This window comes from Leptolyngbya sp. GB1-A1, from assembly GCF_039962475.1.
Lineage (GTDB): Bacteria > Cyanobacteriota > Cyanobacteriia > Elainellales > Elainellaceae > Leptolyngbya_A.
This window is the reverse complement of record NZ_JAMPLI010000011.1, coordinates 1-26,479: the sequence shown is the minus strand read 5'-3', so window position 1 is coordinate 26,479 and position 26,479 is coordinate 1. Positions and strand designations below refer to the sequence as shown.

The 26,479-nt window shown below is 50.4% G+C and carries 24 protein-coding genes; 18 read left to right on the top strand and 6 right to left on the bottom strand.

The window, feature by feature from the left end:
• Nucleotides 1-65 precede the first annotated feature (65 nt).
• The 4 genes from rpsU (at nucleotide 66) to NDI45_RS13115 (ending at nucleotide 2,357) form a co-directional block, all read left to right on the top strand.
• Nucleotides 66-254 carry a 30S ribosomal protein S21 gene (rpsU, locus tag NDI45_RS13130; RefSeq protein WP_190791312.1) on the top strand — a complete coding sequence of 63 codons (189 nt, stop codon included), beginning with the start codon at nucleotides 66-68 and terminating at the stop codon, nucleotides 252-254.
• 63 nt (nucleotides 255-317) lie between these two features.
• Nucleotides 318-980, top strand: a complete 663-nt coding sequence (gene nth, locus NDI45_RS13125) for an endonuclease III (protein ID WP_348247606.1) — start codon at nucleotides 318-320, stop codon at nucleotides 978-980.
• Between the two features lie 356 nt (nucleotides 981-1,336).
• A complete protein-coding gene (locus NDI45_RS13120) occupies nucleotides 1,337-1,705 on the top strand; it encodes a hypothetical protein (protein ID WP_348247605.1) in 369 nt (122 codons plus the stop codon).
• Nucleotides 1,706-2,006: 301 nt separating this feature from the next.
• Nucleotides 2,007-2,357, top strand: a complete 351-nt coding sequence (locus NDI45_RS13115) for a hypothetical protein (RefSeq protein WP_190791314.1) — start codon at nucleotides 2,007-2,009, stop codon at nucleotides 2,355-2,357.
• 312 nt (nucleotides 2,358-2,669) lie between these two features.
• Here NDI45_RS13115 and NDI45_RS13110 read toward each other — a convergent pair whose 3' ends face one another.
• A complete protein-coding gene (locus tag NDI45_RS13110) occupies nucleotides 2,670-4,340 on the bottom strand; it encodes an alpha-amylase (RefSeq protein WP_348247604.1) in 1,671 nt (556 codons plus the stop codon).
• Nucleotides 4,341-4,851: 511 nt separating this feature from the next.
• Here NDI45_RS13110 and NDI45_RS13105 point away from each other — a divergent pair.
• The 3 genes from NDI45_RS13105 (at nucleotide 4,852) to NDI45_RS13095 (ending at nucleotide 5,779) form a co-directional block, all read left to right on the top strand.
• Complete coding sequence (locus NDI45_RS13105) at nucleotides 4,852-5,052, top strand: hypothetical protein (RefSeq protein WP_190791316.1); 201 nt, start codon at nucleotides 4,852-4,854, stop codon at nucleotides 5,050-5,052.
• A gap of 140 nt (nucleotides 5,053-5,192) precedes the next feature.
• A complete protein-coding gene (locus tag NDI45_RS13100; protein ID WP_190791317.1) occupies nucleotides 5,193-5,390 on the top strand; it encodes a hypothetical protein in 198 nt (65 codons plus the stop codon).
• Nucleotides 5,387-5,779, top strand: coding sequence for a hypothetical protein (locus tag NDI45_RS13095; RefSeq protein WP_348247603.1), 393 nt, complete (start codon nucleotides 5,387-5,389; stop codon nucleotides 5,777-5,779). Before NDI45_RS13100 ends, NDI45_RS13095 begins: the two co-directional genes overlap by 4 nt.
• A 23-nt stretch (nucleotides 5,780-5,802) precedes the next feature.
• On the opposite strand, the gene NDI45_RS13090 is transcribed toward NDI45_RS13095, so the two are convergent.
• Nucleotides 5,803-8,010 (bottom strand): recombinase family protein, encoded by a 2,208-nt coding sequence (locus NDI45_RS13090; RefSeq protein WP_348247602.1) that lies wholly within the window; start codon nucleotides 8,008-8,010, stop codon nucleotides 5,803-5,805.
• Nucleotides 8,011-8,276: 266 nt separating this feature from the next.
• Between NDI45_RS13090 and NDI45_RS13085 the strand changes: the two genes are divergently transcribed.
• Entirely contained in the window at nucleotides 8,277-9,716 is a 1,440-nt protein-coding gene (locus tag NDI45_RS13085; RefSeq protein ID WP_348247601.1) for a proton extrusion protein PcxA, read from the top strand.
• A gap of 108 nt (nucleotides 9,717-9,824) precedes the next feature.
• Here NDI45_RS13085 and NDI45_RS13080 read toward each other — a convergent pair whose 3' ends face one another.
• A complete protein-coding gene (locus NDI45_RS13080) occupies nucleotides 9,825-11,717 on the bottom strand; it encodes an EamA family transporter (RefSeq protein ID WP_348247600.1) in 1,893 nt (630 codons plus the stop codon).
• Between the two features lie 395 nt (nucleotides 11,718-12,112).
• Between NDI45_RS13080 and NDI45_RS13075 the strand changes: the two genes are divergently transcribed.
• The 6 genes from NDI45_RS13075 to NDI45_RS13050 all read left to right on the top strand — a co-directional run bounded on the left by NDI45_RS13075 (nucleotide 12,113) and on the right by NDI45_RS13050 (nucleotide 18,294).
• Nucleotides 12,113-13,453 carry a four-carbon acid sugar kinase family protein gene (locus tag NDI45_RS13075; protein ID WP_190791320.1) on the top strand — a complete coding sequence of 447 codons (1,341 nt, stop codon included), beginning with the start codon at nucleotides 12,113-12,115 and terminating at the stop codon, nucleotides 13,451-13,453.
• A gap of 193 nt (nucleotides 13,454-13,646) precedes the next feature.
• Nucleotides 13,647-14,456, top strand: coding sequence for a septum site-determining protein MinC (gene minC, locus NDI45_RS13070; protein WP_348247599.1), 810 nt, complete (start codon nucleotides 13,647-13,649; stop codon nucleotides 14,454-14,456).
• A gap of 309 nt (nucleotides 14,457-14,765) precedes the next feature.
• A complete protein-coding gene (gene minD / locus NDI45_RS13065; protein WP_190793162.1) occupies nucleotides 14,766-15,572 on the top strand; it encodes a septum site-determining protein MinD in 807 nt (268 codons plus the stop codon).
• 99 nt (nucleotides 15,573-15,671) lie between these two features.
• Nucleotides 15,672-16,112: a cell division topological specificity factor MinE gene (gene minE, locus NDI45_RS13060; protein WP_190793163.1), complete on the top strand. Its 441-nt coding sequence runs from the start codon at nucleotides 15,672-15,674 to the stop codon at nucleotides 16,110-16,112.
• Between the two features lie 20 nt (nucleotides 16,113-16,132).
• Complete coding sequence (locus NDI45_RS13055; protein WP_348247598.1) at nucleotides 16,133-17,125, top strand: type IV pilin-like G/H family protein; 993 nt, start codon at nucleotides 16,133-16,135, stop codon at nucleotides 17,123-17,125.
• Nucleotides 17,126-17,397: 272 nt separating this feature from the next.
• Entirely contained in the window at nucleotides 17,398-18,294 is an 897-nt protein-coding gene (locus NDI45_RS13050) for a hypothetical protein (protein WP_348247597.1), read from the top strand.
• 40 nt (nucleotides 18,295-18,334) lie between these two features.
• Here NDI45_RS13050 and NDI45_RS13045 read toward each other — a convergent pair whose 3' ends face one another.
• Entirely contained in the window at nucleotides 18,335-19,900 is a 1,566-nt protein-coding gene (locus NDI45_RS13045; protein ID WP_348247596.1) for a DASH family cryptochrome, read from the bottom strand.
• A gap of 344 nt (nucleotides 19,901-20,244) precedes the next feature.
• Here NDI45_RS13045 and NDI45_RS13040 point away from each other — a divergent pair, with 344 nt between their 5' ends.
• On the top strand, nucleotides 20,245-21,348 hold the full coding sequence (locus tag NDI45_RS13040; protein WP_348247595.1) for a tRNA (guanine-N1)-methyltransferase: 1,104 nt from the start codon (nucleotides 20,245-20,247) through the stop codon (nucleotides 21,346-21,348).
• Between the two features lie 11 nt (nucleotides 21,349-21,359).
• Here the strand turns inward: NDI45_RS13040 and NDI45_RS13035 are convergent, their stop codons facing one another.
• Together NDI45_RS13035 and NDI45_RS13030 are read right to left on the bottom strand one after the other, a co-directional pair.
• Nucleotides 21,360-22,700 carry a serine/threonine-protein kinase gene (locus NDI45_RS13035; RefSeq protein ID WP_190793168.1) on the bottom strand — a complete coding sequence of 447 codons (1,341 nt, stop codon included), beginning with the start codon at nucleotides 22,698-22,700 and terminating at the stop codon, nucleotides 21,360-21,362.
• 89 nt (nucleotides 22,701-22,789) lie between these two features.
• Nucleotides 22,790-23,170: a hypothetical protein gene (locus NDI45_RS13030; RefSeq protein WP_348247594.1), complete on the bottom strand. Its 381-nt coding sequence runs from the start codon at nucleotides 23,168-23,170 to the stop codon at nucleotides 22,790-22,792.
• 102 nt (nucleotides 23,171-23,272) lie between these two features.
• Here NDI45_RS13030 and NDI45_RS13025 point away from each other — a divergent pair, with 102 nt between their 5' ends.
• The 3 genes from NDI45_RS13025 to NDI45_RS13015 form a co-directional block, all read left to right on the top strand.
• Nucleotides 23,273-23,968 carry a 2,3-bisphosphoglycerate-dependent phosphoglycerate mutase gene (locus tag NDI45_RS13025; RefSeq protein ID WP_348247593.1) on the top strand — a complete coding sequence of 232 codons (696 nt, stop codon included), beginning with the start codon at nucleotides 23,273-23,275 and terminating at the stop codon, nucleotides 23,966-23,968.
• 549 nt (nucleotides 23,969-24,517) lie between these two features.
• Complete coding sequence (locus NDI45_RS13020) at nucleotides 24,518-25,351, top strand: HEAT repeat domain-containing protein (RefSeq protein WP_348247592.1); 834 nt, start codon at nucleotides 24,518-24,520, stop codon at nucleotides 25,349-25,351.
• A 385-nt stretch (nucleotides 25,352-25,736) separates the two neighbouring features.
• The coding region (locus NDI45_RS13015) for an ATP-dependent metallopeptidase FtsH/Yme1/Tma family protein (RefSeq protein WP_348247591.1) at nucleotides 25,737-26,479 on the top strand (743 nt) is incomplete at its 3' end.

Sequence of the window (26,479 nt, the reverse complement as noted above, 5' to 3'; positions counted from 1 at the left end):
TGGAAGCTCTTTATTCTGTGGTAAAACATGAACAAACATTTATATCAAAACAAGGAGAGGATTGCATGACTCAAGTGATTGTCGGCGAAAACGAAGGAATCGAGTCAGCCCTGCGTCGCTTTAAGCGGCAGGTGTCTAGAGCCGATATTTTTGCCGACATGAAGAAGAATCGCCACTTTGAAACACCGCTCGAAAAAGAAAAGCGCAAAGCCATTGCCCGACGCAAGCAGAGACGGTTCCGGCGCAAGGCTTAGTTCATAGTGAGTCTGTAATCTGTAACAGCAATCTGTAACAGTCATCGGTAGCAAGATTCGATCGTGACTGAAAAGCAGCCGTTTGAAATTGACGAAGTGATCGATCGCCTGCGGCAGGCAGTCTCTTCCTTTCCTAAGGCTGCGATGTTTGAGTTGGCAGCACAGGGTTATAATTCGCCGTTTGAGCAGTTAATTTCCTGTATCATCTCGATTCGCACCTATGACGAGGTCAGTTTGCCTACCGCAAAACGGCTGTTCGATCGCGCTCGCACTCCAGCGGAAATGGTTCAGCTTAGCGTGGCAGAAATCGAGCGGCTGATTCAAAGAAGCACCTACCACGACGCAAAAGCGCAGCAAATTTGGGATATTGCCGATCGAATTGTGCGTGAATATGGCGGTGAGTTGCCCTGCGATGAGCAGGTTTTTTTGTCGTTTAAAGGGGTCGGGGCAAAGTGTGCCCATCTTGCCCTCGGTATTGCCTGCGAGCAGCCCTACATCAGCGTCGATATCCATGTGCATTGCGTCACCAATCGCTGGGGCTATGTCCAAAGCCGCACGCCCGAAAAAACGCTGGCAGCCCTGGAAGCAAAACTACCCCAGCAATACTGGATCGAGATTAATGCGCTGCTAGTTCCCTTCGGCAAGCACATTTGTACCGGGAATGCCCCGAAATGTCCTAAATGCCCGTTGCTGTCGATGTGTCAGCAGGTGGGAGTTGAGGGGTAGAGGGGTGGATGGGCGAGAGGGAGAGTAGGGAGAGGGGGAGCGAAGAACTGCTGAACTTGAGACACTACGCTTTTATGAGTTTCCTCTAGATCCTGGGTAGACTACTCAATGAGTGTGCTATGGATGCTCGTGAAGCGCGAGTTACAGTCGTTTTACCCAATTTCTTTGGGGCTGATCGAAGCTGAAAAGGATCTGAGAGTATGTCTGAATCTTTGCCTAAAACATATTCACGCTTCTATGCTTTTATCATTTCTACCAATCTCGCTATATTTCTTCTCCTCGCGTTTTGGCTATGACAGTATTGGCACGATGGACTAATTGCGAGTGTTGATGTTGATAGCTTCTTTAATCGCAGGGTGAGCTTTTCAATTCTCAATAAGTATGTTTTTGAACCTTATATTTTAGATTCTCTTCTTGTTCTTGCCATTGCGTTTTTGGGACTAGGTTCTTTAGTGTCAATTATTACTAAAAAGCTTGCAATTGCCTATGCTTTTCTCTCTATTCACTCTGTTGTAGTATTCCTTACCTGTGTATTAATACAATCAAAAATTGATGTATTACATATTTGGAGAAGTGCCTTAGTTTCAGCGTCAGTTATAACTTGCTTGTCGGGCAACTCCAGGCGTGAACAAGAAAATGAGAATCAGGATTTTGACAAAACCTTTCTATCAGTAATGCAAATTATCTGTCTTCTATTGTTTATGCTGAACGTTTTTAGCTACTAGCCTTTTGACAATAGAGCTAATGGATTAGAGAAGCATTGACTCAAATGCTCTTTCTCCGGTTAACCTGATTCGCTGAAATCACACAAGCAGACCTTAAAGATTTCAAAGAATCAAAACTATAAATTTTGATGCTCACAGCTTTTGATGCTTCTTTATCAAGACTAGAAAAGAAAGTAAGAGTATGTTTGAATCGTTGCCTGGAAAGTCTTCTCGCTTTTCTATTCTGCTTATTATTACCAATCTTAGTATCTTGACCCTTCTCCTATTTTGGCTATGGCGATATTGGCATAGTGGAATGATTGTGGCTGAAGCATCTAATGTTGATGGCTTCTTCGATCGTCAAGCTCAGTTATTGAAAATTTCCAACGAGTTCATTTTTGAGCCTTACGTTTTTGATTTTGTGTTTATTCTTATTCCCTCATTGATTATTTTTTTGGGCTATGGAATAGCAGAGGAAACGAAAAGGCTTGCTATTGCCAATATTCTTTTTACAATTCACTCAGTACTTGTACTCGTCGCCTGTATCTTTATCCAATCAAAGATTGGTGTGGTGCATCTATGGACAAGCACTGTATTGTCAGCGGTTTGTCAAAATAGTTTATCCTCTTACTTCATAGATAGAAAAAAGCTGAGAACCAGGATTTTGATATAACTTCCTTACAGATATTATCGATTATTGCACTCTTAACTTTCATTCTCGCAATCTATAGTTTAGGCATCCACTTTACAAGTTGACGAATAACAGAGCCGCTGGAATCTATTCGCTTCCTCAACGGCTCCTTTAATTATCTGGATTCGCGAAATTTGTCCTGCAAACAGATAGGACTTTAACTTTGGTGTCCAGGTTCAGCCTGGATAATCTCCTGGATACAGCTCTGCCGCTGATTTAATCCTGTAGCAGAGCCGCTTAATGAGCATTCCAACGCAGAGCATTGGCACGAGGAACCCGAAGCCCCTGACCCGCTCACTCACCCACCCGAATCTCGATCGGTAATCCTGCCAGACAAGACAACAAAGGATCTCTCTCCACCCAAACCGAGACAGATCCGCTGTTACAGCGAAACTCGCCCCAACCATGCTGATTGGTTTGGACAGGTTCTTTGATGTGTTCGGTGATGTCGTAAAAGGTGGTGTTAGGTTTACCGACTTCCATCCATTTATTGCCGCCGGGACCATCGCTCATAATCACTGCCATTGCACCAGGGTGCTGCTCAGAGCCGAGGCGAGTCCAGCCGATGATGTCCCAGTGATCGAAGTAGTCGTACTGCGCTCCGTAGGCGAAATATTGACGGGCAAACAGAAAGCGATCGATCAGCCAGCGGTGGGAGTCCAGCCAAATTTCATGCTCGTTGCCGTCTTGTCCTTTATCCTGGTAATGTGCGCCGTAGTAGTCTGCATAAAAAATGCAGGGATAGCCTTCCGCCCGCAGCAGAATAATCGCGTAGGCAAGTGGTTTAAACCAGGATTCCACTATAGATTCGAGTGCTTGTAAGGGCTGCGTGTCATGGTTATCGACCAGGGTGACAGCAAACATGGGCAGGTGCTTCATCAGCGTGTTGTCCAGGATCGATCGCATATCGTAGTTTCCGCCCGATCGACTGGCGCGATGAAAGTTGTAGTGCAACGGCACATCAAATAAATTCAGCCTTCCGCCTGCGTTGCCGATATACCAGCTCAGGGAGCCGAAGTCTTCTGTCCAGTATTCCCCGACGCAAAACAGATCTTTCTCTGCGTAATGCTCTAGGTGATCCAGCCAGTCGCTAAAGAAATCGCCGTTGATGTGCTTAATTGCATCCAGCCGGAAGCCGTCCAGTCCTACGGTGTTCATCAGCCACTCGCCCCAGTATTTCAGCTCACCCCGCACCTCAGGATGATTCATATCCAGGTCGCAGCCCATCAAATAGTCATAGTTGCCCTGGCGCAGATCGACTTTGGTATCAAAACTTTTGCCCTTAACCTGATAAACAGCGCGGTAGCCCGGATTGCCGTCGTCATAGTCCAGTGCGTCAAAGTGCCACCAGTGCCATTTCATCGAGGAATACTTGTCGCCCCGACCGGGAAAGCTAAATTCTGTCCAGCCGCGAATGGTTCTCTCGCCGTCGATCGGGCAGTTGCGATCGCTCCGGTCGTAGGGCACCACTTCAAACTCTTCCGTGCAGTCTGCGCCCATCTTGTGGTTAAACACTACGTCTGCATAAGCCTGCATTCCGGCTCGCTGAATTGCTTTCACAGCAGCAACGTATTCGTCTTTCGTGCCGTACTTAGTACGGGTGCTTTTGCTCTGGTTAAATTCTCCCAGGTCGTACAGGTCATAAATGCCGTAGCCTACATCGTTTTCTCCCTCCATTGCTTTGCAGGCGGGCGGCATCCAGATAGCGGTTATTCCTGCCTGGGCAAGCTCCTGGGCGCGATCGGCAAGCTGGTTCCAGTGAGTGCCATCTGAAGGCAGATACCAGTGGAACCACTGCATCATCGTGCCGTTAAACTCTGCGCCTGGTTTACGGGCAGCAAGGCAATCGATATTGCGTTCCAGCCATTCTTGAAGCGATTGAGTGGCAGTTTCAACGACTTCAGGGGTCAGATCTTTGCCCAATTGATGAAATCGCTGTTCAAGCTGTTGAAATACGTTCGTCATTGGATTAGTGCCCAGAGATAGTTTTGAAAGCCTTTATTTTCGAGCTTTAAAGTGATTCAGCGAACTGGGACGAGGTTCCAGGAAAAAATTCACTCTCATCATCCCAGCCTTAATCTCGATCGAGAATAAACTTCCAAAAGTTTTCCTCAAGCAGGCTAAAGCAGTCCGCAGCAGAGGGTTCAATTTCTCCAGAAAAGGCGGTTTAAGAGGCAACTCCAAACTTTTCAATCCTCCTTATTCTCTCAGTAGCTTGTTTGGGAAACCACGGTAGTGTAAGGGGTAATTCTGGGCAAGATGAGGCTATGCCTAATTTGGGATGCAATTGTAATATCTATTGACTGGATGAGATGGATTTGAGGCTTGAGAGAGACGGAAGCTCAATTCCAGATCCGTCAAAATCAAGCCAGGTTAAAGGATAGGCGCAGGGAAATTAGATTTCTGCAAATTTTACCAATCAACCTAATTTTCAAGTCCGCACATTACCTGAACCAACCCAAGGAGAACAAATGCCATGAGCGATGGATCGATCGTACAAGTGTCTGCCTACCCCGGATGGATCGTAGGCGTGAGCCGATCGGCTCTAATGGATAGCTATTTGTGCTGGGTGATTGATCCAGACCTGACCCTGCTAAACGATGGCAGAGAATACGAAACCAGCAATGCTGCGATGATGGCAGGCCGCGCTTATGTTGAGCGAAATTTAGTAGTTTAATTTCGGCAAACTTTCAGCAACAATCGAACGATCAAGAAAAGTTTCAGATTATTAAGTCTCAGAGACAGTTAATCTATCTGTGAGACAAACAGCGATGGAGCGGGAACGTTAACTTTACTGGCTTCCCGGATTGTATCGCAATGAGTCGTCACTTTCAGGTTGAAGCGGCAAAACGTACACCGCACTATTGGATTGTTTTGCCTACCCAAATTCCCAGTGCTTGCCGAGTTTGTATTGTCGAGCTGGCCTGGGCAGCGTTTACACTTCATCAGCATCAGGCGGAGTCTTCTCCTACCTTGCTGAGCCAGCATTTAATCGCGCAGGGATCGCCCTTATGAAGCGATCGTCCCTGTTCGGTCTGTCTCAAATTTTTGGCTATGCTGCTTTGACGGGTGTTTTCATTGCCCAGGCAGCTAAGCCTTTGCTGGGAGTGCTATCCGCTCCGGTCAGCATTGGTTCTGGCGAAATCTTAGCGGATGGACTGCGGCTGATTGGACTGGTGCTTTATTTTGTCATTGTGGTCACTATCGGGGAATGGATTGTGAAGCCGCTGGTTGTCAGTCCTTTAACCAGCCAAAAGATACGGCTCATGCAGCAGCTTTGCGCCTCTGGTTGGGACAGTCAGCACGCTGGATCGCTCTTAGCAGTCTGGGTTTACCTTAGTCTGACGATCGGGATTAGCGTTAATCTGGGGTTGGAACTGGCAATTTTAAGCTCAGTTTCCTAAAATGCTTAAGTCTTACGAGGCTTTTAGGCATTGATCGGTCTTTCAAGGATTTGTCCTGCGGTGACAGGCAGTGCAGCATTCACCAGCGTCAGCAAATTTCCTGCCTGTTCTTGTCCATTCGCTGCCAGTTCACTGTGGCAGAGATAAACCCGATTGGTTGCCCGATGGAGTAAATCAAACACCTGTCGCTGAAGTCGCTGCACATTGGCTTCCAGCTCATCTGCGGTTGTCCAGGCTCCGAGTCGCTTTCTTAGAAAAATGGGCGCACCAAACAGTCCGCTCCCGCCTGATAACCAGAAGGGTGAGCCGGCATCAAGCCAGAACTGCCAGCGATGAAAGCGTCGATCGTTTCGATATTGATAGATTGTGGCGATCGTGACCGCTTGAGCGGCTTTGCCGATCGGTCTAGAAGGAAAAGGGTCTGCAGTAATTGTGCCTTCGCGTAAGAGCTGAATGAATTGCCCCACCGAGAGCGACACCGGGACTTCTGAGGCATTGAACGACTGGAGGCGAGTAACCACTTCCCAGTAATGCTGAGCGGTTTCCATCAGCTCGCGCAGGGCGGCAAGCTGGTCATAGGGCAAATGGCTTCCGCCAAAAAAGAATTTTTGAATGGCGCGATCGAGCAACACAACGGGACTCGTGATCATGCGCTGCTGCTGCTGCTGTTTTTGCGACTCGACCCACTGCACCAGATCTTCATAGGCGCGAGTTGCCTGAAAGCCTAACCGATCCCAGCGAGGCAGCACGGTTGCCGGAAGCAGATGGGGGCGATCGAAATCGGGCACAAAACAGTGGTCGGTCAGCAGCCCAGCTCGAACGGGATCAATTCGCGGCATAAAGGTGGTTGAGCTGCCCGAATCGGACTGACTCAAGGCTTCGACTTCCAGTGCGCTGATTGGCTCGGTATAAACAGAGTTGGGAACCTGGCTTAACAGCACCAGCATTTCAGCGATCGACTCCCGGTTGAGCAATCGTCCTAAGCCGGGGTAAACCAGTGCCAGCAGAGTCAACAATGCCTGAATCAGCGGCGAACTGGCAAGCGGATGCTGGTCGTGGAGCGAGGCAACGGGAATTCCCTGACTGGTGAGAATTTCGCGCAGGGTGTAGCGGGCGATCGGGTCTACTCCAGGCGCGATCACAGCAACATCCTGGGGCCGAACCTCGCCTTTATGAATTGCAGCCGCAATTTCTTCAGCAGTTTGGCGCAAAAGCTGTCCTCTCGCCGCCGTTTGGATTGTACGAATGCAGTCTGGCAACTGCGGCAGCAGTAAAGGTTCACGCACCCACTCCATCACCGACCGTCCCCAGGTTGCACCAATGCAACGATTGGCATCTGCAAATAGGGTTTCGTTCTGGCAGCGATGGGCAAGCTCTGCAAAATATTGGGGATCGGCTCCCAATCCCAGGCGAATTCCGCCTTCAGGATTAAATGTAAAGGTTCCCGGAATGCCGCAATGCTTCGCCGTTCCCGCTGCGGGAGGATCGAGCAGCAGTTCAAACAGGGTGCGGGCGACTGCTGGATATTCGTCTACGTCATCGGCAAACACAGCATAGTAGCGGCTGGTTAAGTGCTGGCGATAAATCGGGTGGGGCAGCAGATATCGCCAGTACAGTTCGGTGATAATTCCATAGGTGAGCAGTCCACGGGCTAGACACCAATCCCACCACTGCTGGATCGCTTCGCCAATTGCCTCCCATGAATCTCGTGAATCTAAAGAACCTTCCTGTTCGGCAAATCCTTCTTTCAGCAAAAAAGCAATGTCTTCATGGGGTGTACCGCTAAACGCCGCAAGCTGAAGCAGGTCAAGCGATCGACGCACAAGGTCATAGTCGCGCATTCCCGTTTGGCGCAATCGACCCGACGCTAAATTGGGTTGCCAAAGGCGGGTCGCTAATTCCTGCTCGGTTTCCGGGCGCAGCCGCAAGGGAAATAAGGTTTTCAGCCCAAGCTGTTCTGCCAGCAGAGGAAAAAATAGCCGCACTTCGTCCTGAAAAAAGCCCAACGGCGTCACCGAGTCAAATCGATATTTGCCCTGTGTCGCAGCGGCAATGCGATCGGCAAGATCGAGCCGATTATCGCCGATCGCCGCAAAGACTAGCGCAGTCTGTCGTGCCTGAGTCCGGTCTCGCTGCCAGTTTGCCTCTGCTGCCTGGGTAAACTGCTGGATGAGTCGGGTGGTTTTTCCACTGCCCGTTACACCCGAAATCCAAATAGAATCAAGAGACACGAATCGCTCCTCAGAGGCTTGGTATCATCATTTCTAATCTAACGTTAGAATAAACGATCGTTTGGATTCACTGGTTGATCCGTAGCGTTGATACCTAACCCGATCGCCCTAAAGCAGAACCTGCCTCACATCACTGCTCCAGAAGCACCTGAAACTTGAGTTGGTTCTTTTAAAACCAGCTAATTTGTAAAGCAAATCGATCGTTAAAACTGCTGTTCAACCCGTTCTGCTGCCTTTTCAACGATCCTGAATCCGCCCTTCGCATCATGTCAGACGATCCTATTGCCCCAATGAGAAATTCGGCTTTTGCATCTTTCAAGGAGTATTTTCGCTCTGCTAATCGCTGGCTGCAAAAAACTCCCGAACGCGCCCTCGATCAGGCCTACGAAGCGGCACTTGCCATCAAAGCATTAGAAGACGCTCACTTTGATGGAAATCCAATTTCACTTGAAAACGGTGACTATAGCCAAAGTGCCAGAACTTATCTTAAAGAAGAGCTAAAAAAGTATCTTGATATTATTAGAATCCGTTTATTTGAGTTCAAAGCAAGTAGCTCGATCGTCCGTCTTTCAAATCAAACCATTACCGAAGTTCAACTCGAAGAAAACAGCAGTAATTACTCTCCTGGTGAACTGCAAAGTAATCGTCTTACCGTAAATGTAATCGATCGCCCTAATCTAATTCTCAAAAAGCTGCGCTTTATTGATGAAGTGCTGGCACCGTACAGCAATCCTGAGCCAAATCCCGGTTCAGTGATGATTGTGACCAATGCTCAGTCCAATCCTCCTCAGCTCAGCAACACTCAGTCCAAAACCGAGCAGAAGCTGAGCCAGACCGAGCCGCCGATCGTGTCTCCGGGAAATCAACTGCCCAAGCGGGCTGCCAAGCGAGATATGAAGTCCCTGACGGATAAAACCGGGGTACTGCCGCGATCGATTCTGGAGACGGTCGATCGGGTTCGGCGAGAGCTTGATCCTGAAGCAGAGCAAGAACTCGTCCGGGATTTTCGCAAATCAAAATCTCGCACGATCACCGCAATCCGATTTGTTTTGCTGCTGATTATTATTCCGCTCTTAACCCTGCAACTCGCCAAAAATTTTATTGTTGGTCCGATCGTCGATGGCTACCGGGCTGGTAACGAGCAGGTTCAGGTGTTTCTCAACGAGGAGTTAGAAGATGAAGCACTGAACGAACTTCAGCGATTTGAACAGCGAATTCGGTTTGAAATTTTGATTGGTAAAGAGGAGCCTAAAACCGAGGAAGAAATCGTGGAGCAGGTGCGCGATCGAGCGGCTGAAATTCAGCAGGACTATCGGGATCGCGGCTCGGATGCAATCAAGAATGTGTTTGCTGATTTGTTTGGGGTGATGGCGTTTGCCGTAATAATTGCAACCGGAAAGCGCGAAATTGCTGTGCTGAAATCCTTTATGGATCAGCTTGTTTATGGCTTAAGCGACAGTGCTAAAGCGTTTATCATCATCCTGTTTACCGATACCTTCGTCGGCTTTCACTCCCCTCACGGTTGGGAAGTGATTCTCGAAGGGGTTTCCCGACACTTTGGGCTGCCCGCAAACCGCGATTTTATCTTCCTGTTTATTGCCACTTTTCCGGTGATTCTCGACACGATTTTCAAATACTGGATCTTCCGCTATCTGAATCGCGTTTCGCCTTCCGCGGTGGCAACTTATCGCACCATGAACGAGTAATGATAAACGAGTGATAAGCTGCTTAAGAAGCCGCAAGTATCTATATTACCCCCTAAAAATTGCCCCCTAAATCCCCCGATGCTGAGGGACTTTGAAGTACCCAAATTCCTAGCTGACCTGACTAGAGGGTTTAGGTTGGCGAGTGGTTCGATTTTGTAGCAGCATTCGTTCAAAGCTGAGGGCAGTGACACCGAGCGTTACAATCAGTATTCCCAGGATCTGGACGCTTTGCAAGGCAGTGTGTCTGCCGGGAGTGAGCAAAAATGCCAGAAATGCGGTGAGCGCAGGACCACTCGCGGCAATAATCGACGCTCTGGCTGCCCCCATAAACCGCACGCCAAAGTTATTCAACAAATAGCCTGCCAGCGTCAGTCCGCCCAGCAGCAGTCCAGCGATCGCCAGCCCGGTGCGATTGGTTGGGGCAACTTCAACGCCCAGCACAATGAGACTAACGCTGGAAAAAATAAAAATGCTGGAGAACTGGATCAGGCTGACCGGAACCGGGTGCAGCTTGCGGAAGCTAACTTGCATCGAAATTAGGTAGAACGCAAACGCAATACCTGAAAATACTGCGGTCAAAATGCCATTCCAGGAAACGCCCGCCGTCCCTAATTTGGGAGCAGCCGTAAACACAACGCCCGATAGAATTGCTGCCATCACCAGCAGCCGGAGCCGTGTGGGTCGATCGCCAAATAAATACCATGCTAGCGGCACCGTTGCCAGGGGATACATAAACAGAATCGTGACGGCAACGCCAGGGCCAATTTGACCGATCGCAATATAAATCAAAACCTGTGACAGAAACAGGAAAAACCCGCTTCCCAGAACGCTGCCTAGCAATATTCGATCTTTTGACTGAAAGAAGCCCCGAATCTCGTGCCAGGTATTTTTATATAGTCTGGGGGCAAGCCACACCATCAAGGGCACGACCACCAGCATCCGCATCCACAAAATTAGCAGCGAACTGCCAAACCCGTTCAACTTAATAAAACCGCCGATCGGAATCAAGCCAAACAAGCGGCTGGGATTGCTCACAATGCCAACAAGAACGTTGTGCAACGACAGCGACAGCGTGGAGAGCAAAATCAGCAGGAGTCCCATTTGAAAATGAGACAAACGACGCGGATCGGCAGGAGAGCGAAGCGGAACCATCACCGGCTCAGGTGCGACTGCTGGAGGCGTGGGCAGCAAAGACGTTCCCTGCAAAGGCACAGGCTCAGGCACTCGTTCAGGAGCCGGGGCAGCATAGGGATTCTCGATCGGTTCAAACGGATTTGCTTCTGGATTCGGCAACGATTCAGCCGTAAACGGAGTAGGCGAAACAGAAAGATGAGCGGGAGAACTGGCAGGAATTGCGCCACTGCGGGTCATTTCAAGCTGAAGCTGCTGACTGATGCGCTTAACCAGCACTTCCAGAATTACTTCTCCCTGCTGACCCAGGTTGTGCATTCGATCGATCTGCTGCGACAAGGCACTTTCGTAGCTCGACAAGTCATGCTTGAGTGTTGAAAAGGTGCGATTTACCGTTTCATCCAGCGACACCATCAAGCGGTTTGCCTCTATGGATTCGATCGCGCCATTGCTCGAAATTCGTGGCAGACTGGGTCCCGAAGCGTCTTGCTGAACTTGCTGAACCGTCACCATCTGATTAATTCGCTGACTGAGGGCAGCGTGAAGATGATTTGCCAGGGTGAGAGCGAGTTGTTTTGCCCAGGTTTGCTGTTGGGCAAGCTGATGGCGAGAAAGGGCGACTTCGTACTGAGATTCCAGCATTTGCTGCTGATTTTGCAGCTTTTCAATATCGTTTAATAAGCGCGATTTTTCTGCCTGCAAGCGGCGGACATCGTGACTCATTTGAGCGATCAGGTCTTGCTGGAGGCTGCGAAGATCCTGCGTCATGGTTTGCAGCACATCTTCTGCGTCGCTGGAATGGCGCGATGCTGCCTGAGATTCGTTTTCCTGCGACCCCATTTCTGCGGATCGATCGTTCAGTTGCCCCATGCCTCTTGCAACCTCTTATATAAACTTGCGCTGTCCCTGATTGTTCCTTTAATCCAGGGCGATGCCCGTTGGGGAATCATACCCGATCGTCAAAGCAGAAATACCCTACCCGATCGGTCAATTGACAGAGATGATAGCTCTAAAGCAGCGAAATGAACGGTATCCCACCTGAGAATTTACGTTTGAAACGCAACCTGCTGTAAAGCGATCGCTCATTCCCCGTCCATCCTAAAGCCTCTCCGACCACAGTTTGCCCACTTCACCCCCTTCTTATCACTTTCTCTCACCCCCTCCATTTCATCTCCTCACCCCCTTCTCCCCTCATATACTCATTCACTCATCCACCCCCTCAATTCACGCCATAATAAACCTGCTCTACGCCACAAAAAATTGCGATGACCTCAAAGCCCAAAATAAAGCCCAAAATTGTTGTGTTGGACGACGATCCAACTGGGTCGCAGACCGTTCATGGCTGTTTACTGTTGATGAAATGGGACGTAGAGACGCTGCGATCGGGCTTAGCCGACGAGTCCCCCATTTTCTTTGTGCTGACCAACACCAGGGCACTCACTCCAGAGAAAGCACTCTCCACCACGCGAGAAGTTTGCCAAAATCTGAAACAGGCAATTGCAGAAGCAGGCGTTCAAGATTTCCTGGTGGTTAGCCGATCGGACTCCACCCTGCGCGGACATTACCCGATCGAAACCGATGCGATCGCTGAGGAGCTGGGTCCGTTTGATGCCCATTTCCTCACGCCAGCTTTTTTTGAGGGCGGACGATTCACCCGCGACAGCGTGCATTATCTGGTGGTGAATGACGTACCCACTCCGGTTCACGAAACCGAGTTTGCGAAAGATTCAGTGTTTGGCTATCGGCACAGCTATTTGCCGGACTACGTGGAAGAAAAAACCAGGGGACGCATTCCTGCCTCGCAGGTCGATCGCTTTTTGCTGGCGGATATTCGATTGGGAACGCTCGATCGCCTGATGCAGCTTCAGGATAATCAGTGTGTTGTCGTTGATGCTGAAACGCAGGCAGACCTGAATCAGTTTGCCACCGATGTGCTGCAAGCCGCCCGTCAGGGAAAGCGATTTCTGTTTCGGAGTGCTGCCAGCCTGCTCACTGCTCTTGCTGCCCTACCGCCCCAAGCCGTCGCGTCGGAGGACATGGCAGCCTATGTGCGGGATGGAAAACCGGGCGCAGTGATCGTCGGTTCCCATGTGAAAAAAACCACTGAGCAGCTCGAAGACCTGCTAAAAGCCCCTGGAGTTGAAGCGATCGAAGTCGATGTCGTTCATCTCCTGGAAGGATCCGCGATGGAGCGTGCCGAGCTATTGCAGCAAACGCTCGATCGCGCTCATCAAGCACACCAGGCAGGCAAAACGCCCGTCATCTACACTAGCCGCCAAGAATTAACCTTTGCCGATATTCAAACCCGCCTCGATTTCGGCATTGCCGTTTCAGCCCTGCTGATGGACATCGAAAAAGGATTACCAGAGACGATCGGCTTCCTGATCAGCAAAGGCGGCATCACCTCAAACGACACCCTCAGCACCGGGCTGGCACTCACCACCGCTCGACTATTGGGGCAAATTCTGCCCGGAGTCTCCGTTGTCCGCACCTCTGCCGATCATCCCCGCTTTCCCCAGCTTCCCGTCGTTCTGTTTCCTGGCAACGTCGGCGATCGAGCAGCACTGGCAGAAGTGTATCGGCGACTCAGCAAACAGGAACCTTAACCCAGCCCGACCCACTTCTAAAATAAACTTGCTCATCCATCCTCAAAGCGTTCAAGACGCAGCAATCTCCAAACAACGCTTGCCCTACAATCTTGAACGAACAATCTATCCCCTCACCCATCCACCCCCTCCCCACTCCCCCTTCCCCACTTTTTCCTGCTAATCTTTAACTGTCTTAACGGACTCACGCTGCATGAACTCAGATTTTCCAGTTTCCGCTCCACTGTCAACGATCGCCTCTGATGGAGAACTCCAGCCCACTGCCCCCAATCTGGATGCAAAAGAAGTGCCTCAGGTGCGCCTCAAAGGTGAAAATGGGCGACTGCTGCTGCTTTTGCCGCCTGATTTAGAAACGCCTGGTGCAGCGACGGCGTGGACAGATATCTGGCAACAGCTCAAGCAACGCCTGAACGCTGGAGAACGCTTCTGGCAGCCGAGAACGCCCGTGCATCTCATTGTTCGCGATCGATTGCTGGATGGGCGTCAGATTCAGGCGATTAATGATGTTCTCGGTGAGGCAGAACTGGAGCTAAAGCGCATTTATACCAGCCGCAGACAAACGGCAGTCGCCGCTGCCACGCTCGGATTTTCCGTTGAGCAACAGTCGTCGATTCCCCGATTGAATCAGTCCGACGAAAGCGGACAGGCACTTGCAGAGCCGCTCTATCTGGAAACAACAGTTCGCTCTGGGATTGAAATTCGGCATCCCGGCACGGTGATTGTGCTGGGCGATGTGAATCCGGGCAGCAGCATTATTGCAGACGGAGATGTGCTGGTGTGGGGAACGCTGCGAGGTGTGGTACAGGCGGGTGCATCGGGCAATTTGCGCTGTCTGGTCATGGCACTGCGAATGGAACCGACTCAGATTCGGATTGGCGACCTGATGGCTCGTGCTCCCGAAACGCCGCCCAGCCAATATCAGCCGGAAGTAGCTTATGTGATGAACGGCAGTATTCGAATTGTTCGCCGAACCGATTTCTCTAAAGATCTGCTGTTTTCCTAGTGGCTTTGCCTGAAAAAATGCACCGCGATACAGGAAGTTTGCAGCGAGTTGTAAGTTTTTTGTTCGATTCGGCAAAACAATATTTAGAATGAAGTATTCAAGCTAGATTTATTCAGGTTGAATTGCGCTATTCTTTTGCGTGTGAAAAGCAAATTAAAGCAAATTACTGAGTCAATTGCAGGGTTACATCTTACCTTTAACGCTGTATTTGATGCTTTAGACCGATCGTGGCTCAAGACGATCGCTTGACACATCGCGTAATATTAACCGAATCGCCAACAAAAGCAGTTTCACGTACGTTCAGATCCTATGAGTCGAATTATTGTAATGACATCGGGCAAGGGAGGCGTTGGTAAGACGACTTCTACTGCGAATCTGGGCATGGCTCTGGCTCAGCGGGGGCACAAGGTTGCCGTAATTGATGCTGACTTTGGGCTGCGAAACCTGGATTTGCTGTTGGGTTTAGAAAACCGAATTGTCTATACGGCGATCGAGGTGCTTGCTGGCGAATGCCGCCTGGATCAGGCACTGGTCAAAGATAAGCGTCAGCCCAATCTTGCCCTGCTGCCGGCGGCACAAAATCGCACCAAAGAAGCTGTTACGCCAGAGCAAATGAAAAAGCTGGTTGGTGCATTGAGCAAAGTGTTTCACTACATCCTGATCGATAGCCCTGCCGGCATTGAAATGGGCTTTCTGAATGCGATCGCCGCTGCAAAAGAAGCCATTATTGTCACCACGCCTGAGGTTGCTGCCGTGCGAGATGCCGATCGCGTGGTGGGCTTGCTTGAAGCTAACGATATTAAAAAAATGCACCTAATTATTAACCGAATTAGGCCTGCGATGGTCGAGCAGGATATGATGATGTCGGTTAAAGATGTGCAGGAAATTTTGGCAATTCCGCTGATTGGTGTGGTTCCTGATGATGAGAGAGTGATCGTCTCAACGAACCGGGGTGAACCGTTAGTGTTGTCTGAAACGCCTTCGCTGGCAGCAGCAGCCTATGCCAACATCGTGCGCCGACTGGAAGGAGAAACCGTTCCGTTCCTAGATTTGACCGTTCCGCAAGAGGATCTACTTTCTCGCATTCTACGGATCTTCCGTCCCTCCCGTAAATAGGATTGCTCATGCTGCTGCACAGCCGCTTCTTATTGCTATCCTTGACCGTCACCGATCGTCTTTTTGCCTTTTCCTAACCTGCTACGCGTTACCTGTCCCATGCTTCAGCAATTCCTCGATCGCATTTTCTCGCGCAGCGCAACTGCCAACAGCAGCCGTGATACTGCCCGTAAACGGCTTCAGCTTGTTCTGGCACACGATCGAGTTGATTTGTCTCCGGCAATGGTGGAAAAGATGCGCGAGGAGATTTTAGAAGTCGTCTCACGCTATGTCGAAATCGAGCCAGGCGAGTCAGATTTTGCGTTAGAAAATGATCAGCGAACCACAGTTTTGATTGCCAACCTGCCAATCAAGCGCGTCAAAAAAGCAGAACCCGTCGGACAAACTCCCCTAGTTGAGAATTTTGCCCCCAGTTTAGAATCGGGGGAGCAGGCTTCAGGACAAAGTGCAGAATCGTCTTCAGAATCAACCGAATCTACCGCACCGCCGACTGCAACTGACCCACCCCGCAGAGCAGATCTGCCATCACTGGAACATTAAATTGGAACATTTCACGGGCAATGGGTCAGCCAACGCTGTTCGAGCTTGCAAGGCAAGGAAATCTAGAAGCAATCACCCTTTTGATCAATCGATCGCTTCAGCCCCACTCCATCACCGCGAAACTGATACGGCATGAAAGCTGCCTCAAAATTTTGCTGGAAGGGGCAGAGGTTCCGCCACAGTCGATCGCGAAGTCGCTTCAGAAGGGAATCGAAAAACTGGAAATTTCGACAATCGATCGGCTTGAGATTCATGGCAAACAAAGCGATACCCACACCCTGACCTGGACAAAAACTGTTCAGCTTGCGCCACCAAAACCTTCGAGCAAACTTCCTTCAATCCAGATTGATTCTGCTGAAGCAGGCACAACCAAAAGCCGTCCTCGTCCCTATTTTGCTCTGGCTTTATTGACCACATTTCTAGCATTTTTACCGCTCGGCATTGCTGCCCTGATTTTTTCCAGACGAGTTAAGTTGCAGTATCAAAAGCAGGACTATGAGGGCGCGAAGTCTGCTTCTGAAACCGCAAAGATTCTTTGCATTGTCGGCATTTGTCTTGCCAGTCCTTTTTATCTGGCGATCGGCTTTGTTGCAGGCAGCTATTCAATTCTGATCACCGCGTACGAAAACCAAATTGATACGCTCTCCCAATCGCAGGCTAAAACCGCGATCGAAGCAATTAACCGCAGCCAGCAAGCCTACTGGCTAGAAAATCATAAATTTGCCGATTCTGTAAATCAGCTTCAGTTGCCAATTCAGTCTAATAATCACTATCAGTATCAGCTCATTCCAACCGAGCCGGATCGGTCGATTATTACTGCAACTGCCACAAAACCAGGGCTTCAAAATTTTATCGGAATTGTCTACACCCGGCAGGCAAAATCCGTTGCTCAATCCAGTGATTTTCTAAAAACAGCTTCTCTTCATGCAACCATTTGCACCACCGATCTTCCTATTACGCCTGCTCAGATTCGCATTGAAGATGACAAAGTAATCTGCCCGTCCGAAAACTAATGCAGCCTACCCCAATCTTTGTGTGCTATTGAATGTGCGCCACTGAATGCGTGCTATTGAATGTACGCCATTGAAGTACCCTAAGAAATTGCAATAAAGAATCGCGATCGCAGCTCATCAAGTCGTCACTGATAACCCAAGACGCTTCACTCTAGAGCAAAGTTGAGTGAACTAGAGCAAACTTGAGCAAAACTGCCCCAATTTCCCGCAGAAACCTTTTTCCTCGTGCTCAGTCTAAATCACTAACCAGAAATACCGCTGAGACAACGGCTATGTCACGTTCTGCCCTTCCGCTTCAAGTTGTTCGATCGCCCCGTTGGGGAAAGTGCTTTGCATTGCTAATTTCGACTGCGCTGATGGCAGCAACCCTTAGCCTGACTGCCTGCGATTCTCGTAAAGCAACCGTTTCGACGACGACAAGAACAACAGAGCCAACCCCGGTTCAGCCGTCCCCCAGTCCGCTTTCCAGCCCCACGCCGATCGCCTCCTCAGAGATTCCCAAGCCCGTTCCGGCAACGCCCAGCAAGCCCCTAACTCCTCCTGCCGCCACTCCGAAGCCTGCTGCCCGACCTTCTACGCCTCAACCGGATGAAGATAGCTCGGTTCAGCCGGATGGGCTTGCCGTTTACCCTGATTCTCCCTTACCCACACCGGACGGAATTCGACTGGGACAAATTGAGTATCGTTCCTCAGCGACCGCAGCAGATGCAGCTCTGGAAGCGGCGATCGTCAATATCATGGTAGACCGCAGCGGCGATAAATCTTTGCTGGAATCAATGCGCTACACCTACAATCGCGTGGATCTGAACGACGACGGCGCACCCGAAGCCCTGGTTTATCTGATGGGGTCTTACACCTGCGGTTCGGGTGGCTGCACGATGCTGATTCTGGAACCTGCCGGACAGAGCTATGAGATGGTTTCTCGCATGACGCTGGTGAATCCTCCGGTGGTGATTGCTCAGGACACAACCGCAGGCTGGAAGGATCTAATGATTTTTGTGGAGGGGGGCGGCGCAACGCCTCACTATGCCCGTTTACAGTTTGACGGCAGCAGCTATCCTTCGAATCCGTCGATCGCCCCTCCGGTCACTTCAGAGGCTCCCTTAAACGGAACTGCAATTTTGACCGAGAAAATGACACCTGACGACGGAATCAAGATCAAGCTTTAGCAGTTTTTAGCACAATCTTGACTACAACCCTTCAGCAAGTTCATCGTCTCCGGGAGGGTTGGGGACGCTGCATCGAGCGGTTGCGAGAGTTACCCTGCCTGCGCGGGTCGGTGGATTGGTCCATTACCCCAGCGGGGGAACCGCTTCGCATCGCCTGATCATAAATTCGCTCATTTGCTTCGGCAGATTTGAACAGATCGACGATCGGATTGGGATAATCCACGCCCAGTCGCATATTAAATCGCTGTTGCTCTACGGGCAGAAGCTTCCAGGGTTCGTGGACTTTGCTAGCGGGGACGTTTGCCAGTTCGGGCAGCCAGTGTTTCACGTATTCACCCTGGGGGTCGTAGTCCTTTGCCTGCTTGGTGATGTTGAAAAAGCGAAATCCACGTGCGTCGTTACCCACGCCTGCCGTATAGTTCCAGTTGCCCCAATTGCTGGCTACGTCATAGTCGATCAGCAGCGACTCAAACCACTCCGCGCCCATCATCCAATGAATACCCAGATTTTTGGTGAGGAAGCTTGCCACATTTTGCCTGCCGCGATTCGAGATAAAGCCGGTCGCTGCCAGTTCGCGCATATTTGCATCCACCAGTGGGTATCCGGTCATGCCTTCCCGCCAGAGATCAAACCGCTGCCAGTCTTCTTTCCAAGGAATGTTAATGCCTTGCAGCCCAGAGGCAAAGAAAATCTTATTCCCGTGTTTGGCAGAAATGAAGCGGAAATAGTCACGCCAGAGTAATTCAAAGATGAGCCAGTAGGTTGACTCGTTTTTAAATCGCTGCGATTCGTAGTCCTGCACCTGTTTATAGACATAGCGCGGCGACAAACAGCCATTTGCCAGCCAGGGCGAAAATTTAGTGGAATAGTCTGCGCCCAGCATGCCGTTGCGCGTTTCTTTATAGACTTTCAGGTGATCGTTTAGCCAAAAGTAGTGATGCAGCCGCGCCAGAGCTTCAGATTCGCCTCCTTTAAACGGCAACACTGCCCGATCGTCTAACGCAGGTTTTTCCAGCCCTAAATCACTCAACTCGGGCAGGTTTCCGGGTTCAAGGGTTGGGAGCGGGGGTAGAGATTGGGGCTTGGGAAAGGGCGGAATTACCGTTGCTGCTCGCTCAACTTCTTTACGGAAATTGGTGAACAGCTCCGGGACGCGGGAAATTTCAAACGGCAAATCATCCGGGTGATACAGCGACACGCCCCAGTAGGGTTGCATCGTTACGTTCAAAGGTTGGACGGCTGCGGCGACTGCCCGCTCAACGGCGACTTCTTCTGAAGTGACTTCCTTTGAAAAATAAATTGCCGTTGCTCCCGTTGCCTGCGCGATTTCTGCCAGAACCGTTTCTGGCTTTCCCATCCGAATAATTAAATTGGAGCCGATCGCCCTCAGGGAATTTCTCAAATCCACCAAACTTTCCAGCAAAAATCGAGCACGAAATGCGCCCGTCTTCGGAAAACCATAGGACGTTTCGCCAAACTGCCGGGGGTCGAAGCAATATACCGGAATCACGGCAGACGTACCGGATTGCAGGGCACGGTGCAGCGGCTCATGATCGTGCAGGCGCAGATCGTTACGATACCAGAGGACGATCGGGGAATGAGTCACAGAATGCTTGATTGGGGAATCTACTCTTTTATGATAACGAGTTCTAAGTTTTGTAAAGAAGACGGTGGCATGGCTACTTGGGCAACGATCGCTCTATCCAATCGCGATTCCTCAAACCATATCTTCCTCTTTCCTCTACATGAGCTTGCCATCAGGGTTCGCAGTTCGTGGACGACGGTGCTGAGAAAATTGTCATTAAGCTGATTGAGCAAGCCAGTGCTTCAACCTGTGCCTCAGTCACTCGATATCGCCACGACTAACGCAGGGCGATAAAGAAAAAGCTCAATCAACGTTGATTCACACTGCACTGAGCAACCCTCCTGCAAAAAATCTAAAAAATAAAGATGACCGTCCCTTCCAAAGCAGCCTCCGAACGCAACACTCACTTTTACATCGGCAATGCCTTTTACCGCCCTCAAAGTCGAATGGTGCGCGATCTGGGGGTGCTGGCAGCAGCCGTTTACCGTCAGCAAACCGGACGACTGCGCGTGTTAGACGCAATGGCAGGCAGCGGTATTCGATCGCTTCGCTATTTCTGGGAAAGTGGAGCGAATGATTTGTGGATCAACGACAGCAATCCTGAAATGAGTGGCGTATTGCAGCAGAATCTCTCTCAAATTCCAGCCGATCGCGTTCGTCTCACGAATCAGGATGCCAATCGGGTCTTTTTTGAGTGCTATCGTCAGCAGGATTTTTATGATCTGGTCGATGTTGATGCGTTTGGGTCACCTGCGCCTTATTTAAGTACGAGTCTATGGGCAGTCGCTCTGGGCGGATTGCTCTACCTCACCAGCACCGATGGCAGAAGCGCGAGTGGCTCAACGCCCGATCGCAGTCTTGCCGCCTTTGGCGCATATGCCCGTTCCCATCCTGCCGCCCACGAACAGGGACTTCGATTGTTGATTGGCGCAGTCCAGCAGAGTGCTGCCGCAAAAGGATTTGGCGTAGTTCCCGTCTTTTCTTTGTTTGCCGGAGAGAGCTATCGCGTTATGGTGCGGCTTGTGCCGTCGATCCAGCTCAACTCCCGCAGCTACGGCTTCCTTGGCTACTGCCACACCTGCGGCGACTACCAGACGATCGCCTGGGAAAAACTGGGGCGCATCCACTGCCCGCAAGACCGGTCGCCCCTCAGCATCAGTGGCGCAATGTGGCTAAGTGATTTACACAATGCAGATTATGTAGCTGAAATGAAAGCGATCGCCCAGGAACGGCAATGGTCAGACTGCGTCGCCATTCTAGAAACCATGCAAGCAGAATCTTCCCTGCCCCCCTACTTTTACACCCTGCGCGAAATCGGACGACGCGGCAAATTAAATTTACCCAATCGATCGCACTTGATCCAAACCCTGCAATCCTGGGGCTACGCCGCCACCCCGACCCACATCAACCCCCAAGCCCTTAAAACCACTGCCCCCTTCTCAACCTGCCTCCAAGCTGCCCAACTCTAACAGCTATTCACTCACCCACTCATCCACCGCCCAATTTCCCCCACCAACCACTCCGCCTCTGCGTGACTTAACTCCGGCGAAAATTGCCCGATATTGTGCCGCTGATTCTCGGTTTGAATCGTAATTCCTGTTGTTGCCGAATCGATCGCCACTGCCGGGCTAGATTGTTTCACCTTGCGATAGGGAAGTCCCAAACATTTCCACTGAATGAACAGCGATCGATCGCTCAGCGTGACCGAGGCTTCGCCCAGCGCAGAAATCAAGCCAATTCCCAGCAGGGGCAAACTATCGAGCCAGCACAACAGACTCAAAACCGGATGAACAGGGGAAAACAGCATCAATACCGATACGCCGCCCGTAAGAGCGCCCGCACCCAGCCAAAGCGCATCTGCAAAATGAATGCCGCGCTTGCGGATATTGACTTGTAGCTGATCAGAAAGTTGATTGAGTGTGACGCGCTCGAATTCGTTTTTTTGAATCTGAAGTGAACGAGCACCATCATCAGCATTTAACACGACCGCCTTATCGTCTGGCTCAGTTTCTAATTCAGTTTTTAATTGAGCTTTTAACAAAACCGTTAACGCTTGCTTTGCGGTTTGAAATCGCTGTTTTATATCTGGCTCTAGCATTTTTTCTAACCAGACAGCAAATCGATCGTCAATCAAAACAAACGATCGAAACTGAAGCTTAAACTGATGCTGTGGCAAATCTGCCGGACATACTCCAGTCAATAAATGCAGTATCGTTGCGCCAACGGCATACAAATCAGAAGCAGGCACAGCCTGTCCGCCAAACTGCTCTAGCGGCACATAGCCGTAAGTTCCGGTTACCGTGAAATCGCCGATCGCCCCTGCCCCGATTTGCGCTGCCCCAAAGCCAATTAGATAAACTGTTCGATCGGGCGTCAGCATCACATGACCAGGGTGAATGTCGCGATGCAAAACAGGTGGATACTGCCCCTGCAGATCGATCAAAATTTGGAGTAAGTCGATCGCGATTTGCCGCACTTCATCCTCGGTAAAGCGGTGATGCTGATCCAGCAAACTTTGCAGCGATGTACCCGAAATTTCTTCCTGCACTAGGACACACCAGTGCATTCCCTCCAGTTCCAGCGAGAAATGGGTCAAATAGCGTGGAATGAAATTATTCTTCAGAGTTTTAAGAATTCTGATTTCCCGCTCAAATTGCTCATAGTCCTGCCATTGCAGTGTCGGGTGAAATCCAAGCAGCTTGATGATGCAAGCCGTCTGATAGGTTAAGTCGATCGATCGCCAGGTTTGCCGCACGCCAGCTATCTTGAGCGGCTCAACGAGCTGATAGCGATCGTCCAAAAGTTGACCGATCTGAAACATAGAGGCTGCCAGCACTTTCGCGAGTAGTGTAACCGACTCCTATTGAGTGAACCTCCGACAAAAGTTAAGGTTTTGAAGGATTTCTTGCGTCAATTCCGCTTCACCAGCCGACAGATCCATTCTCCAGTTTCCTTGGTTTGAAACAGCACAGCACCTGCCTCGGAATTGACTGGTCGGCGATTACCCTGCAGGGAAAACTGCTTCGCATCGCGACAGTTCAAAATCTCCTGGGGCTGTTTCACACCATCCCGGCTCAGCGTTACCCGATATTCCCAGGGATATTTCGCGCTGCGCTTGATCTCGCTGATGCAAACCGTTTGAGTGCCTATCATCCGACAGGGGGCGGCGTTTGCCGGGGGTACGATCGCCAGCCAAAACAGCAGCCTAACTCCCAGGAGCATCACCAGCACCCTGATTGAAATACTGCGAATTTTTTGCTTCAAGCTGAGATATTCTCTAAATTTCTTCAAAAGTAATACCTAAGGGTCGATACAAAATGCCTGTTAATCTATCACTTTAAGGATTAGAAAAATTCGGCTAGCAAAAATTGCTTATTGTGTGAGGCGATCGAAATGCCCGATCTGATTCTGATTCGTCATGGACAAAGTTTGTGGAACGCTGCCAATAAATTTACCGGATGGGTCGATGTGCCACTAAGCGAGCGGGGACGGGCAGAAGCGATGATCGCCTCTAAGAAGCTAAGAGACTACCGGGTGGATGTTTGCTTTACGAGTATGCTGTTTCGGGCGATGGAGACAGCAGTGGTGTGTCTAACCGAGTGCAGCGAAATCTGTGGTGGCAAAACCCCCATCTTTCAACATGGTGACGATGACCCCAACTGGCACGGCTGGGATCACTACGACGGAGAACCCGCACAGGAATTGCCCATTTTCACCACACCCCAGCTCGACGAACGCTACTACGGCAAGCTTCAGGGCTTAGACAAGCAGGAAACTGTCGAAAAATTTGGCGCGGCACAAGTTCAGATCTGGCGGCGATCGTTTTCTGAGCGTCCTCCGGGTGGCGAAAGCTTAGAAGATACGATGCACCGGGCAATGCCTTTCTTCCGCGATCGCATTTTGGCGCAGCTTAAGGCAGGCGATAATGTGCTGGTTGCCGCACACGGCAATTCGCTGCGATCGATCATCATGGATCTCGAGCAACTCACCTCAGAGGAAGTGCCTTTGCTCGAACTGGCTACGGGTGTCCCGATCGTCTATCGCATGAACACCAACGGCACAGTGCTGCAAAAAGTGATTTTGAATTAGTCAATTTTCAATTCTCTTGGCTTCAATCCTTCGGTTTCAAAGGGGTCGTTGCAAGAGGTTGCGCCGATCCAAACCCGCTATAAGTGCAAAAACAAATGCAGAAAAAGATAAATTTGCTAACACATGCCTATGAAATATCCTCTGCTCAATCATGAGCAAACTCTTCCACAACAATCACAATAAATAGATCGAAAAATAGCTCCAGGCAGGTCACGCGCCGATCGTGTTCAAGTTCCTCATCCGTTCGAAGCGGGGGCATTTGCCGCAAACTCGCCTTGTCATTCCCCCTGCTATCCCGCTTTCACGTTCGGCATTACCTTCTGGCATTCGCTGTACCTTCGATCGCCTAAAAGAGCAGTATCAAGCGCAGCAATTTTCGATCGCAATACCAAAATTCTTCAGTAAGTGAGATGCGCCATCCAGGGTGCATTTGCTGCAATACGGTTAAAGCGTAGTAAAAGCAAGGTAAAAGGCAATCAAACTATGCAATTCATTTGGATTAGTTTAGTATCTTATCTTTTAGTAGAAGCATATTTTGCGGCTCGGCGAGTGGCTAGAAAACGTCAGTCCGCACGCTATTCTGCTCAAAATTCGGCTCCTGCTCGCCTCGATCGATCTGTAGATCAGTTTTCGATCGCCTCACCACCTTCAGAGGTCGCTCCAGAATTTGAGCAGGCGATCGAAGCGTTAGTTAATGATGCTTCGACTCAGCTTGAAGCTCCAGACATGCCTGTTTCCGAGCCTGCTATTCAGGAATTCTCCGTTGCAGACTCGGTTTCAGACAATCCAATCCTGAATTCCGAGCCAAAAACCGCCCCCGAAATTCCTGCTCCGATAGCAGAAATGCCCGCTTCCGAACCCGTTGAATCAACATCCTCTTCTTCCGAAGCATCTTCAGAATCATCAACCTCACCGAGCAATTCTCCATTTGTGTTCGACTCAGACGTTGTGTTCGACTCAGATACGGATCTCACCCTTGCCGCCTCTCTGTCTGTCACAAGTATTGTGCATCCCAACTCATCCGGCGAAGTGGAAGTTCCCGATCTGATTCCCACTGACCCTGCCATCAGCGAAGTGCTTAACAATAACGCAGAACCCACCCGGGTTCACCAGCCATCCATTCTGGAAGAAATTGCAGAACTCCGTCCCACCGCCAATGCCCAGCTCTCCTCACAAAACGATCGCACCAAACACTTTATGCATGCCCTCCTCACAGGCGACGGCACAGTTCGAGTTGCAGCAGTGTACGAGCTAGGCGAAATTGCAGCCCAAGGCGGCAGTGAATCGGAACAAATTCTTGAACAACTGCAACAGTTAACCCAGGACAATGATCCCGATGTGCGATTGCAGGCAGTCATGGCTCTGACAAAGGTTCAGCAGTAGAAGGGTGGATGCGTGGATGGGTAAGGAGTGGAGGAATAAAGTAAGGAGTGGAGGAATAAAGGGTCAAGAAATCACAGGAGCGCAAGTGGGCAGAGCATAGCAGCAAGTACAAAGTGGGGAAGGTTTGCAGAGAAAAGGGCAGAAGTTCATGCAGACCAATACCCTCCTCAAGCTTCATTGCCTTCCCCAACCTCCTGCCCATCCCTTCATTCTCCCTTCCACCGTCCTACGCATCCCCCCATTCCCCCACTCCCCCACCAACCAAAACAAAGGTTACGATGGGGCAAGCTAGACTAGTGCTAAGCAAAGAAAAAGGGCAGCTCCCTCGGCGATACAAGACAGCAAAGGGCAACAGGTTATGAGACAGGCTGGGCAACAGGCAAATATGGTCTTATCCTCAAAGCGCGATCGAAAAATGCGGCAGGGTTCCTGGATGACCGGGGCGGCAACCGCAATCTGGCTGGTGCTGCAAAGTACGCTGGGCAGTCCTCCGGGTTTGGCTCAATCTCCAGCCGCAAAAGATGCCCTAACCTATAGCGATCTGCTGCGAAAAGTTGAAGCGGGAGAAGTCAACCGAATTCAAATTGACCCTGCTCGAAATGTGGCTGAGGTGCAGCTTAAAGAGCCCTATCAGGGCAACACCAGCCAGGAAGTGACTCTATTTACAGGCGAAAACCCTGAGCTGGTGGAAGCAGCCCGCGGCAATAATGTGGAGCTTGATGTTCAGCCTTCTGCCGACAGTCGGACGATCGCCTGGTTAGTGACGCACGGGCTTTTAGCGTTTGTGCTCATTGCAGCGTTATTGATGTTTTTGCGGCGCACCAGCAATGCCTCCGGTCAGGCAATGAACTTTGGCAAATCCAAAGCCCGGTTCCAGATGGAAGCCAAAACGGGCGTTATGTTTGACGACGTAGCAGGCATCGAAGAAGCCAAAGAAGAACTCCAGGAAGTCGTAACCTTCCTCAAAAAACCCGAACGCTTCACTGCCGTCGGCGCAAAAATTCCGAAAGGGGTGCTGCTCGTTGGTCCTCCCGGAACCGGAAAAACACTGCTGGCAAAGGCGATCGCCGGAGAAGCAGGGGTGCCCTTCTTCAGCATCTCTGGCTCGGAGTTCGTAGAGATGTTTGT

Coding starts and splice junctions, on each gene's coding strand:
- NDI45_RS13110 (WP_348247604.1), bottom strand. CDS start 4,340: ATGACGAACGTATTTCAACAGCTTGAACAGCGATTTCATCAATTGGGC.
- rpsU (WP_190791312.1), top strand. CDS start 66: ATGACTCAAGTGATTGTCGGCGAAAACGAAGGAATCGAGTCAGCCCTG.
- NDI45_RS13025 (WP_348247593.1), top strand. CDS start 23,273: ATGCCCGATCTGATTCTGATTCGTCATGGACAAAGTTTGTGGAACGCT.
- NDI45_RS13035 (WP_190793168.1), bottom strand. CDS start 22,700: ATGTTTCAGATCGGTCAACTTTTGGACGATCGCTATCAGCTCGTTGAG.
- NDI45_RS13055 (WP_348247598.1), top strand. CDS start 16,133: ATGGGTCAGCCAACGCTGTTCGAGCTTGCAAGGCAAGGAAATCTAGAA.
- NDI45_RS13050 (WP_348247597.1), top strand. CDS start 17,398: ATGTCACGTTCTGCCCTTCCGCTTCAAGTTGTTCGATCGCCCCGTTGG.
- NDI45_RS13075 (WP_190791320.1), top strand. CDS start 12,113: ATGACCTCAAAGCCCAAAATAAAGCCCAAAATTGTTGTGTTGGACGAC.
- NDI45_RS13040 (WP_348247595.1), top strand. CDS start 20,245: ATGACCGTCCCTTCCAAAGCAGCCTCCGAACGCAACACTCACTTTTAC.
- minE (WP_190793163.1), top strand. CDS start 15,672: ATGCTTCAGCAATTCCTCGATCGCATTTTCTCGCGCAGCGCAACTGCC.
- NDI45_RS13080 (WP_348247600.1), bottom strand. CDS start 11,717: ATGGGGCAACTGAACGATCGATCCGCAGAAATGGGGTCGCAGGAAAAC.
- NDI45_RS13105 (WP_190791316.1), top strand. CDS start 4,852: ATGAGCGATGGATCGATCGTACAAGTGTCTGCCTACCCCGGATGGATC.
- NDI45_RS13095 (WP_348247603.1), top strand. CDS start 5,387: ATGAAGCGATCGTCCCTGTTCGGTCTGTCTCAAATTTTTGGCTATGCT.
- NDI45_RS13085 (WP_348247601.1), top strand. CDS start 8,277: ATGTCAGACGATCCTATTGCCCCAATGAGAAATTCGGCTTTTGCATCT.
- minC (WP_348247599.1), top strand. CDS start 13,647: ATGAACTCAGATTTTCCAGTTTCCGCTCCACTGTCAACGATCGCCTCT.
- NDI45_RS13100 (WP_190791317.1), top strand. CDS start 5,193: ATGAGTCGTCACTTTCAGGTTGAAGCGGCAAAACGTACACCGCACTAT.
- minD (WP_190793162.1), top strand. CDS start 14,766: ATGAGTCGAATTATTGTAATGACATCGGGCAAGGGAGGCGTTGGTAAG.